We start from the raw sequence: 11,686 nt of genomic DNA, 5'->3' as shown, positions 1-11,686 counted from the left end.
AATATGAAGCAACGTGTAGCCATCATCGGCGCCGGTCCGTCCGGCATGGCGCAACTGCGCGCATTCCAGTCCGCCCAGGAAAAGGGCGCGGACATACCGGAGCTCGTCTGTTTTGAAAAGCAGGCGGACTGGGGCGGCATGTGGAATTACACCTGGCGCACCGGTACCGACGAGAACGGCGAGCCTGTACACGGCAGTATGTACCGTTATCTGTGGTCGAACGGGCCAAAGGAATGTCTGGAGTTCGCCGACTACACGTTCGAGGAGCATTTCGGCAAGGCGATTGCGTCCTACCCGCCGCGAGAAGTGCTGTGGGACTACATCAAGGGCCGCGTCGAGAAGGCGGGCGTACGCAAATACATCCGCTTCAATACCGCCGTGCGCGACGTGCGCTACGACGAAGCCACTGCGCAATTCACCGTCACGAGTCACGACTTCGCAAACGACACAACGCGTGCCGAGACATTCGACTACGTGGTGAATGCATGCGGCCACTTTTCGACGCCGCACGCCCCTACGTTCCCCGGCTTTGAAACATTCGGCGGTCGTATCCTCCACGCGCACGACTTCCGCGATGCGCTCGAATTCAAGAACAAGAACATCTTGCTGATCGGTAGCAGCTACTCCGCCGAAGACATCGGTTCGCAATGCTATAAATACGGCGCGCGCAGTATAACGAGCTGCTACCGCACGGCGCCGATGGGCTATCACTGGCCAGCGACATGGGAAGAAAGGCCGCAGCTGCAGTACATGGCGGGCAATGTCGCGCATTTCGCCGACGGCAGTTTCAAGCACGTGGACGCAATCATTCTTTGCACTGGCTACAAGCATCACTTCCCTTTCCTGCCCGATTCGCTGCGCCTGAAGACCAATAACCGCCTCTGGCCGCTTGGTCTCTATAAAGGCGTGTTCTGGGAAGACAATCCGCGCCTCGTCTATCTCGGCATGCAGGATCTCTGGTACTCGTTCAACATGTTTGACGCCCAGGCATGGTACGCGCGCGACGTCATCCTGGGCCGCATCGCGCTGCCCGGGCGTGAGGTCATGACGGCGGACAGTCTCGCGTGGCGCACGCGCGAAGAAGCGCTCGTCACGAATCAGGACATGTTCGAGTTCCAGGGCAGCTATATCGAGCAGCTCGTGGCCGCGACCGACTATCCCAGCTTCGACATCGCGGGCGTGAACCGTACCTTCCTCGAGTGGAAGCACGACAAGCACGAAGACATCATGGGCTACCGCAACAAGTCGTATCGATCGCTGATGACAGGCACGCAGTCGCCGCCGCATCACACGCCGTGGATCAAGGCGCTCGACGATTCGATGGCTGCCTATCTCGGCGAGCCCGCTGTCTCGCCCACCGCCAGGCAGCCCGCATAAACGCATGAGCCACAGGGAGGCAAACCGCATGCCAATTCGCGAACCCGTCGTGTCCCGGCCGCATGAGCCCGCGCTGTTCGCCAGCATGCCCGGACGCGAGCGCTATCGCGTGACGGGCGGCGGCTACACCGTCGTCGAGTTACAGGCGGGCGACATGCTCGAGATCGTCGATCCGGAAGGATTGCAGGCCGCCGAGTTGGCCGCATTCGATACCGCACTCGGCGCGCCCGCGCCCGCCGCACTCGGGCTGCAGGCCTCGCCGCACGCGCGCTTCGTGATCGACGCATTGCGCGAGCCCGCGCCGCACGCACAAAAGACGCGGGCGGCGCTCGCAAAGCGCGGCATCGTCGAGATCGATACGCGCGCGGCCGTGCAATTGTGGGCGCACGATACGCCGCCGGGCCACACGCGCCGCCTCATTGCGCAAAAGCCGCTTGTGGCCGTGGTAGCGGCGCCCAGCGCGGGCGCTACGGTCGACACGCAACACGCGCCAACGAGCCTGCGCCTCACGATCGATCGCGCGAACCCTGCGCTCCGCCTCGCTCCGCCCCGGTCCGAACCGCTTGCCGATCCGCTCGCAGAGTTCACGATCCATCCCGGCACCGCGCGCGCCTACACCGTGCGCAAGGGCGAATACGTGCAAGTGCTCGACGTCGCGGGCCGCCAATGCTCGGACTTCGTCGCCTTCGATCTTCGCGCGCTCGAACGTGGCGAGGCGCTCGATCTCGACCCGACGGTAACACGCACGCTCAACGGCAGCGCGTATCCAGCACCGGGCCTCTATGCGAAATTCTTCGACCGCCACATGCAGCCAATGCTGGAGGTGGTGCGCGACACGGTCGGTCGACACGATACTTTCGCCCTCGCCTGCACGGCACGCTACTACGAATCGCAGGGCTACTTCGGTCACGCGAACTGCAGCGACAACATGAGCGCCGCATTGGCGCCCTATGGCATCGCGCCGCGTCCCGGCTGGCCAGCCATCAATTTCTTCTTCAATACCTCAATCGGTGCAAACCAGCAGATGACGCTGGACGAACCCTGGTCGCGACCAGGCGACTACGTACTGCTGCGGGCGCTTACTGATCTCGTTTGCGTGAGCACGTCGTGCCCCGACGACATCGATCCCGCCAACGGCTGGCAGCCCACCGATATCCAGATCCGCACCTATGCGGACAAGGAGCGAATCTCCGTGTCCATGGCCACGCGCAGCACCCCCGACGCCGACCCGGTCCTCACCCGGGAATCAGGCTTTCACGCACGCACTGCCGCGCTTACTCGCCGCTTTACCGACTATCGTGGCTGGTGGCTCGCGAGCGCCTACGATAACTACGGCGCTATCGACGAATACCGCGCCTGCCGCGAACGCGCGGCCATCATCGATCTCAGCGCATTGCGCAAGTTCGAAGTGCTCGGCCCCGATGCCGAAGCGCTGCTGCAGTACTGCCTTACGCGCGACGTCCGCAAGCTTGCGGTTGGCCAGGTCGTGTATTCGGCCATGTGCTATCCGCACGGCGGCATGCTCGACGACGGCACGCTGCTGCGGCTCGGCACCGATGCCTTCCGCTGGATCTGCGGCGAAGACTATGCGGGCATCTGGCTACGCGAACAGGCGGCCGCGCTCGGCATGAAAGTGTGGGTGAAGTCCGCGAGCGACCATATTCACAACATCGCGGTCCAGGGGCCCGCAAGCCGTGACATCCTGCGCGAACTCGTCTGGGCGCCCGCCGCGCAGCCGGCACTGGCCGAACTGGGCTGGTTTCGCCTGCTGACCGGCCGCCTCGGCGACCATAACGGCCCACCGCTAATGGTGACGCGCACCGGATACACCGGCGAACTCGGTTATGAACTGTGGTGCCATCCACGTGACGCCCAGACCGTGTGGGATCGCGTATGGTCCGAGGGGCAGCCGCATGGCTTGACGCCGATGGGACTCGATGCGCTCGACATGCTGCGTATCGAAGCCGGCCTCGTGTTCGCGGGCCACGAGTTCTCCGACGAGACCGATCCATTCGAAGCGGGCATTGGCTTCACGGTGCCGCTCAAGACGAAGCAGGACGATTTCATTGGACGTGCGGCGCTCGAGCGCCGAAGTGCGCATCCGCAGCGCGTGCTCACAGGACTCGAGATCGAGGGAAACGAAAGCGTGCATCACGGCGATTGCGTGCATGCGGGACGCGCGCAGGTCGGCGTCGTCACCAGCGCCATGCGTTCACCGTTGTCCGGCAAGAACATTGCGCTGTGCCGCATCGACGTAGCGTACGCGCAGCACGGCGCGGCAGTGCAGATTGGCAAGCTGGACGGTCAGCAAAAACGCTTCGATGCACGCGTATGCGCACCCACCTTCTATGATCCGCAGAAGGCTCGGGTGCGCGCCTGAGCGCGCAAACCCAGTCGCTCCCGCCTGCCCCGTGCCGATCGACGCCCGCGCGCGAGCGCGTCGACCGTTGCATGGATTGCGGAGCCGTCGGCGCAAGAACGTGCGCTATTTCATCGCCGTGGCCGAAGCAGAATCCGTCACCGGCGCCACGCAGACGCTCAATATTTCGCAATCGGTCATCACCGAAGCGATCAAGAGCCTCGAAAGTGAACTGGGCGCGCAACTCTTCGTGCGCCACGCGCGCGGCATGGTGCTCACCCATGCGGAGCGCACACTGCCTGTCTGGCTGCTCAACCAGCTTTCACGGCCACGCGACGTGCCCGTGACCAATGTGGTCGCGCTGATGGTGATGGCCATCACGATGATTCCGATCCTGGGCGCGTGGTACCTCACGCGCGACACCGAAAGTACAGCAGGCAGCAGCCGCTGAACCGCGCGCGGGCGGCAGCGGTAAATGCCTGAAATTTTGGAGCGTTCGCTCAATGAGGAGAGATCAAATGGAGAAATCGATGCAAACAAACCTGCTGATCGGCGGCGAATTCGTGCCGGGCCATGGCAGCAAGGAAAACATCTTCAACCCGTCCACGGGCGAGGTGATCGCGCTTGTGGCGGAGGCTTCGCTCGAACAGGTCCAGGCGGCCACTGCCGCGGCCAGCCGCGCATGGCCCGCCTGGGCGCGCAGCACGCCCCGCGATCGCGCCACGCTGCTGCTCAGGCTGGCCGATGCCATCGAGGCGCGCGCCACCGAATTCGCGCGGCTCGAATCGCTGAACTGCGGCAAGCCCTATCTGGGCGCACTCAACGACGAAATTCCCGCAGTGGCGGACGTGTTCCGTTTCTTCGCGGGCGCGTGCCGCACGCAGCACGGCCCGGTCGCGGGCGAATATCTGGCGGGCCACACGAGCATGATCCGGCGCGATCCGCTGGGCGTGATCGCCTCCATCGCACCGTGGAACTACCCGCTCATGATGGCCGCGTGGAAGCTCGCGCCCGCCGTCGCCGCGGGCAATACCGTGGTGCTGAAGCCTTCCGAGCAGACGCCGCTCACCACGCTCAAGCTGGCCGAGCTGATCGCCGCCATCTTTCCGGCCGGTGTCATCAACGTGGTGACCGGGCGCGGCGACACCGTGGGCGCGCCGCTCATCACGCAGCCGCAGGTGCGCATGATCTCGATTACCGGCGACGTCTCGACGGGCCAGCGAATCCTGGAAGCCGCGTCGCGCTCGGTGAAGCGCACGCACCTGGAGCTGGGCGGCAAGGCGCCCGTGATCGTGTTCGACGACGCTGACCTTGACGAAGTGGTGACCGGCCTGCGCACCTTCGGGTACTACAACGCGGGACAGGACTGCACGGCCGCGTGCCGCGTCTACGCGGAGGACAAGATCTATGACCGGCTGGTGGCGGATCTCTCCAGCGCTGTCGGCTCGATTCGCTATGGCGAACAGCACATGGAGGGCGTGGAGATGGGGCCGCTCATCTCCGAACGGCAGCGCGGGCGCGTGGCCAGCTTCGTCGAGCGCGCGGCCAGCCAGAAGCACATCGAGATCACGACTGGCGGCAAGCTCGCCGAAGGCCGTGGCTTCTTCTACGAACCTACGGTGGTGGCCGGCGCGCGTCAGGACGATGAGATCGTGCGTCGGGAAGTATTCGGGCCGGTGGTGTCGGTCACGCGTTTCAGCGGCGCGGAGCAGGCCATCGACTGGGCCAATGACTCGGATTTCGGCCTCGCGAGCTCGGTCTGGACGCGTGACGTGAATAAGGCATTCAAGGTGGCGGCCGAGCTGCAATACGGCTGCACCTGGATCAACACGCACTTCACGCTCGTGAGCGAGATGCCGCATGGTGGCATGAAGCGCTCGGGCTACGGCAAGGACATGTCTGTGTTCGCACTCGAGGAATACACCTGCGCTCGCCACATCATGGCCCGCTTCCTCTGATAGGACGAGGTTCGAACGCTTGCGCGACCGTATCGAGCAACGCAACCTTCGTGCCGCGTTTAACCATAAGAACCGATATTTCGGCGCGGTGCGCGCTGTTTATTGCCGCTAGTACGCTCCTGCACTAAAACGGGACGCGCGCTTACGCTGGATCATCGGAAATTATGCAAGCGCGGTACCCGGCACTTCACCGCTTCGAGAGCGTCGTCGACCACGTGCGCGAGGGGGTCGACCGCACCGCTCGTTCAATCCCGGGCACGTAATCGAATGGCGCAGTCTCATTCATGCAGGTGGACTTTCGCTCGCGGACACTTTCCACCTCCTTAGGAGTACCTCTTCAATTCGATTGCTATGCACTTATTGGCTGGTGATCGTCCGTGGCGCGGAATCCATTCCGCATCCATGGAGACGAAGATGAGTTCTTTCAACGAACGAAGTTCTGGACTACTCGTGGACCCGTCCGGCGAATCCACCGAACTGCAACACAGGATCAACTGGGTCGGCACATTCCGGCTGGCGAGCGGCGTGCCCACACTCGCGCTGTTGTCCGCCGGGTCCATCACGCGACGGTCTGCAAGCCTTCGTGGATCGTTCTGGCCGTCTCGATCGGCTTTGGCCTTGTCGAGGCGTTCATCCGTGTTCCACGATCCGCAGAGGTCCCGCGTACGCGGCTGATCGTCGGCGGGACAACGACAGGCGGCTTCGCGACGAGGCCTGCACGAAATCGAGCAAGGCCTTGAACCAGTCCGCCGTCGAACCGCTCGCCGACTATCACCTCGCCAGTCTCTTCAACTCCCTCACTTGATTGGGCTGAATACTGCTTGACACTCGCCGCCATGCTTACGAGGTGCCGTCACGCTGCCCACGGGTAATGCTCTTCGCCAATGAGAAATTCTCTTATTTTTTCGCCCACACAAATGAATAAATTTTTGCTTTCTGCAGCAATAACCACCTTCTTCGCGGGAAATGTCGCACATGCGCAAAGCAGCGTAACCTTATACGGTGTTCTAGACACTGGCCTGAATTTCACATCCAATGCGGGGGGTCACAAAGCCTACGCAATGGTGAGCGGCGATACGTCGGAGACACGCTTCGGATTGAAAGGCACCGAGGACCTGGGCGGTGGCTTGAGCGCGATTTTTACCCTGGAAAATGGCACCAATCTGAACAATGGCCAACTTAACGAGGGAGGTCGACTTTTCGGGCGTCAAGCCTTTGTGGGTCTCAGTTCAACCAGCTACGGCACCTTGACGATGGGGCGACAGCTTGACGCGTCCGTCGACCTGTGGAGTCCGTTTACTGCTGCAGGCGGCGTGATCGGTGACCTCGCCGCCCACCCCTTTGACAACGACAACGCAGACTACGACTTCCGCTTAAACAACTCGGTGAAGTACGTTAGTCCGACAACTCATGGGTTTCAGTTCGAAGGCGTCTATGGCTTCAGCAATTCCACGAACTTCGCTGACAACCGGGCCTATAGTGCGGGGATCAGCTACGCTGCGGGGCCGGTGTCAGCCGCTGTTGCCTACATGCGCCTGAATGGCAGCAACCTCACCACTTCGGGCGCGGTAGCAGGCGACGGCGTCTTCACAGCATCGCGTCAGCAAAATATTGGTGCAGGCGTGAAGTGGACTTTCGGTGACGGGTCCAACGTTGCGCTCGCTTACTCGCACGTCGACGTTTATGATCCGACAGCGAACGCATACGCACCAAACATCGGAACTCAGCCGTGGAGTTCCTGGAAATTCGACAACGTCGAAATCAACGGACAATATTTTATCAACCCAGCGCTCTTCCTGGCGGGTGCCTACACGTTCACATATGGCAACCTGAAGGAAACAGCGGGCCGCTCGAGCCAGAACTGGCATCAAGTCTCGCTAATGCTCAATTACTCTCTCAGTAAGCGCACGTGCGTCTATGTGCAGGGGGCATATCAGCACACCAACGGCAAATCCGGGACGGACCTGGACTCGGCGCATATCATCGGGTCTGCGGACCTCTCGTCGACGGGCAACCAAATGGTGTATCGAGTCGCCTTGATGCACATGTTCTAACAGACGGCTGGAGGCCTGTGGTCACGCTGGCCTCCGCTCCATCTCAAGGCAGCATTGGAAGCGTCGCGCATTTGAGGACGCCCAGCGCCACCTGGCACAATGCCGGTATTGCCGCTATCGAAGGGAGCAGCAGGCGCGAATGGAAGCAGGCAACCGGCTACCAACGCGATCGCTCGCCGAGACCTTGATGTACCGGCTCAAGGTACACACGGGCTCGGACGACGCTGTCACCGGCGGCAGCGGCTGGCGGATGAAAGCGTCCAGTCTGGACTTCACGCCGTTGCGCGGCAACGGAATCGGTGAAAGAAAGCGAGAGCCCTTCGTGGGCTATTTGAGGCCCGCAGCCGCATCACAGCGTATCTGGATGGGTCAAGCCCGCCTCCTCGAAGATCGACTCGTATTTTTCAGGCCCGACGACGTTGCGATACTCCTGCCGAATCAGGATGAGCGCCTGCGCAGTCCTGGAAATCACGCCGTAGGCTTCCAGCAGCTCGGCATGCTCCAGAGCCTCTCCCAAGGTCATGGTCACGTGAGCTACCTATTGCAGTTGAACAGCGATCAACTCGTGGGCGAACGCGGGCCGCTCGGACGCGAACTCCATCAGGTCGAAGAAGCCGTTGCTGAGTGCAAACTCTTCTAGCGCATCCTTGCCGCTATCTGCCTTGATGCGGCTGTAGATTTCGACCATCTTCAGGTCGGTAATCACGTACACCATTTCAACCTCGTTCCGTCCGTTGATGCCTCGAGTAAGGGGTTTTCTCAAGGTTTCAGTCGAAGGGTACGTAGCGTCGCTTAAACCCGTCTTAAACGACACGACCGGAACAGAAGTTTTGCCCGAGCGGAGTCCATGCCTGGCCAGCCGGCCACGCAAGCGCGGCTGGACGTTTCGCATGTAAAGAGTTTGGGAGTTCGATCAGCGGAATTGTCCGCCTTTCCACCTTCGCCACATGGTCTTGCGCGATGTCGGCGATCCAGGTGATCGAGACACGGATTGCCGAACCGCCCGCGCCCCGCAGTTTCGCAAAGGTCCGACCGGCTCGGACCACCCGCACGCGTCGATCGGTCGATCCCTCCGCCCGTCGCACCGAATGGTCCACGATTGCCGACATTCGAGCATCGCAGCCTGATCGCGCCATCCCGGTTCCATCTGCAGGAGCCGGCATGGCGCGTCAGCCTTCACCGGCGATCACGCCTCTACGCACAGATCGCGGCTCAGGATTTTGGACAGTGCGTCGGCCAACGCAGCCTCCGGATCAGCGACGCTCCCCGCGCATCGCCAGGCCACCACCCGATCCGGCCGCACGAGCACGGCGCCGAATTCCGAGATTCCGCGGAACTGTGCCCACGCCAGCCGCGGATCGAACGCGTCGCCTTCGAGATGCCCGATGCGCACGGTGTCGATCGGCAAGTCGTTGGCGCGGCCGATGGCCCTGGCCGCCTCGCTCCAATCCTCGCCCTTCTCGCCTGCGATCAGAAGGAATCGACCCGGCGCAACGAAGTCCTTCAGCGCCCGGCGCTCGCCCGAATCGAGGTCGATCCAGGCATGAGGCAGCGGTGAACCCGGACGCGTGCTGGGCTCATAGAGACGGATATCGTCGACCGGTTGCGGCTCTGGTGAATCATCGGCAACGATGGCGTTCGAGGCGTACCGGTAGCCATATTCAACGTTCAGCTCGTTGGACTCCATACTGGCCCGCCGGATCGCCTGCAGCGCCTTGCTTCGCTGCTCAGCATCCGCGGGCAGCCCGCTGACCACGCGCTTGAGCTGCTGCCAGTTCTGTTCGGCGCTCGACGTGGGGCTCAAGCCGAACGCTGCGCCAATCTCGAAGTGCGTGACTGCGTTTTCCATCGAACGCTGGATGTTGCGCGCGTCGACGGGCCGGCGCTCGCTCTCGTAGCTGTCGAGCAGTGACGCGTCGGCCTGGCCCTTGAGCACGGCGGCCAGCTTCCAGCAGAGGTTGTGCGCGTCCTGGATGCCGCTGGTGAGCCCCAGCCCCCCGGTCGGCGGATGGCGGTGCGCAGCATCGCCGACGATGAACACGCGGCCGACCCGGAACTTGTCGGCGAGCAAGCCCTCCAGCGTCCAGCGGCTGATCTTGTGGAAGGTGATCGGCCTGTCGCCCAGGCCCAAAGCCGAGCGCATCATCTGCTCGATCTGGGCATCGTTCAAGTCCTTCACCTGGTCGATCGGCTGGGTCACGTGCACCACCCACTCCTCGCTGTCCGGCCCCCAATGGTTCGGTCCCATCGGCACGAGCACGGTCATCTCGCCCAATGCAGGGCTCCAGATCCAGCGGATCAGGACGTCGGGGTCGGTGGCGACCTGCGACAGATCCGCGGAGATGTGCGCCGTGAGCGAGCGCGCGATTGCGCCCAGGCCCTGGAGCTCGATGCCCACCTGGCGACCGACGGTCCGGCCCCCGTCGCAGCCCAGCAGGTACTGCGCACGGACTCGATATTCCTCGCCCGTGTCGAGGTTGCGGATGAGGGCTTCGACGCCTTGTTCATCCTGTTCCAGCGTGAGCAGTTCATGGTGGAACCGCACCCGTCCCGGGTTGAGCGCTTCGGCGTGCGCCTTCATGATGGGTTCGAGGCGGATCTGCGGCAGGTTCGCGCTGCGGCAGGGGCTGGCCTGAAGCCAGTTGATGTTCTCGCCGCCGTGGCCCCAGGACTCGACCTTGCCGATCCTGCGCCCAAACTCGGGCTCCGGACCACAGAGCCCGGCATACCAGCCCATGGCCTTCATGTTCGCGGCCGGCGTGCTGCGGGCGTAGATCTCATCCGCCACACCCGCGTCGCTCAGGATCTCCATCGTGCGCTGGTTCAGCACATGGGCCTTGGGCAGGATCGAGGTACTGGGCAGCGCGCTGACCAGCAGGTTCTCGATACCCAGGCCCGACAGCAGCATGGAGGCCGTCAGGCCTGCGCCGCCGCCTCCGACGATCAGCACGGCGGTGGTTTCGACTTTCATCATCCTTATCTCCTGGATCGGTCATCCGGCAGCACGGGCGGGTGGACGCGACTCCGACGAAGGCGGGCCACTCCCCCACGCAGCGGGTGTGTTCTATTGGGGCATCCATCGCGCCCCCTGCTCCGGGTTTCGCGAGGATGATTCATTGTAGTGAGATATCTGTCATTCTGACAATATTATCGTTTTCACCTGGAGAGCCGATTGCCGGGGCGGCTTCGCGCCATATAATCGCGACATGAGTACAGACACGACCATCGACCATCGGACCCGCGTCGCGGCAGAACGCCGCGAGCGGATGCGCGCAAGATTGATCGAGAGCGCGATGCTGGTTTTTGCTGAAAAGGGGGTGGGAGGCAGCGTCATCCAGGAAGTCATCGCAGCAGCGGACGTCTCCCAAGGCACCTTCTACAACTACTTTCGTACCAACGAAGAATTGCTCGCTGCGGTGACGCAGGAGCTGAACGACGAGCTTCTTCGGCTCATCGAACGGGAAGTGGGTTCATACGACGATCCAGCGCGGCGGATCGCCTGTGGTGTGCGAATGTTCCTGCGTGCCGCGCACACCTATCCGCTGCTTGCACGCTTCATTGCCGCGGCGGGCTTGCACGCCGCGGGCCCGAGCAGCCTGATCTACGCATACCTGCCCGTTCATATCGAACAGGGATTGGCGAGCGGGCGTTTTCGGGACGTGACGGTTGAAGTCGCGCTGGATCTGATTGTGGGAACCACGTTGACGACGGCTCAGCGTTTCTCCACCGCAGCGCAAGCCGATGCGTCGCCGGAACAGGCGGTTGCAGCCATTCTCCGGGGCATCGGGGTCAGCCGGTCGGAGGCTCAGGCGCTGGTGCGCACCAAACTGCCTGCCATTGCCGTGCCCGCCGATTCGCTGCTGGAACGTGGGCATGCGAGGATGCAGAATCAGTTGCCGCCCCCGGACTCCGAGGTGGGTTAGTTCAGTGGCCCGACA

Annotated in this window: 9 protein-coding genes and 1 pseudogene; 7 read left to right on the top strand and 3 right to left on the bottom strand. The window is 62.8% G+C overall.

What is annotated here, in order from left to right; all coding sequences use genetic code 11:
• Positions 1-3: 3 nt before the first annotated feature.
• From BMI01S_RS30255 to BMI01S_RS44130, 6 genes and pseudogenes are all read left to right on the top strand, one after another.
• The gene (locus BMI01S_RS30255; protein WP_028232471.1) at positions 4-1,377 is read left to right on the top strand and encodes an NAD(P)-binding domain-containing protein; all 1,374 of its coding nucleotides are present in this window, start codon (positions 4-6) and stop codon (positions 1,375-1,377) included.
• A 28-nt stretch (positions 1,378-1,405) separates the two neighbouring features.
• Positions 1,406-3,757 carry a DUF1989 domain-containing protein gene (locus BMI01S_RS30250; protein ID WP_244145389.1) on the top strand — a complete coding sequence of 784 codons (2,352 nt, stop codon included), beginning with the start codon at positions 1,406-1,408 and terminating at the stop codon, positions 3,755-3,757.
• Between the two features lie 100 nt (positions 3,758-3,857).
• Entirely contained in the window at positions 3,858-4,187 is a 330-nt protein-coding gene (locus BMI01S_RS43295; protein WP_036046611.1) for a helix-turn-helix domain-containing protein, read from the top strand.
• A gap of 79 nt (positions 4,188-4,266) precedes the next feature.
• The gene (locus tag BMI01S_RS30240) at positions 4,267-5,694 is read left to right on the top strand and encodes a gamma-aminobutyraldehyde dehydrogenase (protein ID WP_154671412.1); all 1,428 of its coding nucleotides are present in this window, start codon (positions 4,267-4,269) and stop codon (positions 5,692-5,694) included.
• A gap of 917 nt (positions 5,695-6,611) precedes the next feature.
• Positions 6,612-7,748 carry a porin gene (locus tag BMI01S_RS30235; RefSeq protein ID WP_028232475.1) on the top strand — a complete coding sequence of 379 codons (1,137 nt, stop codon included), beginning with the start codon at positions 6,612-6,614 and terminating at the stop codon, positions 7,746-7,748.
• Between the two features lie 77 nt (positions 7,749-7,825).
• A pseudogene (locus BMI01S_RS44130) lies at positions 7,826-7,962 on the top strand (IS5/IS1182 family transposase); the annotation flags it as partial.
• Positions 7,963-8,097: 135 nt separating this feature from the next.
• Here BMI01S_RS44130 and BMI01S_RS30230 read toward each other — a convergent pair.
• The 3 genes from BMI01S_RS30230 to BMI01S_RS30225 form a co-directional block, all read right to left on the bottom strand.
• Entirely contained in the window at positions 8,098-8,277 is a 180-nt protein-coding gene (locus BMI01S_RS30230) for a hypothetical protein (RefSeq protein WP_028232476.1), read from the bottom strand.
• A gap of 9 nt (positions 8,278-8,286) precedes the next feature.
• A complete protein-coding gene (locus BMI01S_RS42115; protein WP_167334443.1) occupies positions 8,287-8,463 on the bottom strand; it encodes a hypothetical protein in 177 nt (58 codons plus the stop codon).
• 471 nt (positions 8,464-8,934) lie between these two features.
• The gene (locus BMI01S_RS30225) at positions 8,935-10,722 is read right to left on the bottom strand and encodes an FAD-dependent monooxygenase (RefSeq protein WP_208460992.1); all 1,788 of its coding nucleotides are present in this window, start codon (positions 10,720-10,722) and stop codon (positions 8,935-8,937) included.
• Between the two features lie 232 nt (positions 10,723-10,954).
• Here BMI01S_RS30225 and BMI01S_RS30220 point away from each other — a divergent pair, with 232 nt between their 5' ends.
• Entirely contained in the window at positions 10,955-11,671 is a 717-nt protein-coding gene (locus BMI01S_RS30220) for a TetR/AcrR family transcriptional regulator (protein ID WP_028213055.1), read from the top strand.
• The last annotated feature ends 15 nt before the right edge of the window (positions 11,672-11,686 follow it).

This window comes from Paraburkholderia mimosarum LMG 23256 = NBRC 106338 (assembly GCF_000739815.1).
Classification (GTDB): Bacteria; Pseudomonadota; Gammaproteobacteria; order Burkholderiales; family Burkholderiaceae; genus Paraburkholderia; species Paraburkholderia mimosarum.
The sequence above is the reverse complement of the archived record's forward strand: the minus strand, read 5'-3'. Positions and strand labels throughout refer to the sequence as shown.

Coding starts and splice junctions, on each gene's coding strand:
- BMI01S_RS30255 (WP_028232471.1), top strand. CDS start 4: ATGAAGCAACGTGTAGCCATCATCGGCGCCGGTCCGTCCGGCATGGCG.
- BMI01S_RS30250 (WP_244145389.1), top strand. CDS start 1,406: ATGCCAATTCGCGAACCCGTCGTGTCCCGGCCGCATGAGCCCGCGCTG.
- BMI01S_RS30240 (WP_154671412.1), top strand. CDS start 4,267: ATGCAAACAAACCTGCTGATCGGCGGCGAATTCGTGCCGGGCCATGGC.
- BMI01S_RS30235 (WP_028232475.1), top strand. CDS start 6,612: ATGAATAAATTTTTGCTTTCTGCAGCAATAACCACCTTCTTCGCGGGA.
- BMI01S_RS42115 (WP_167334443.1), bottom strand. CDS start 8,463: ATGGTGTACGTGATTACCGACCTGAAGATGGTCGAAATCTACAGCCGC.
- BMI01S_RS30225 (WP_208460992.1), bottom strand. CDS start 10,722: ATGATGAAAGTCGAAACCACCGCCGTGCTGATCGTCGGAGGCGGCGGC.
- BMI01S_RS30220 (WP_028213055.1), top strand. CDS start 10,955: ATGAGTACAGACACGACCATCGACCATCGGACCCGCGTCGCGGCAGAA.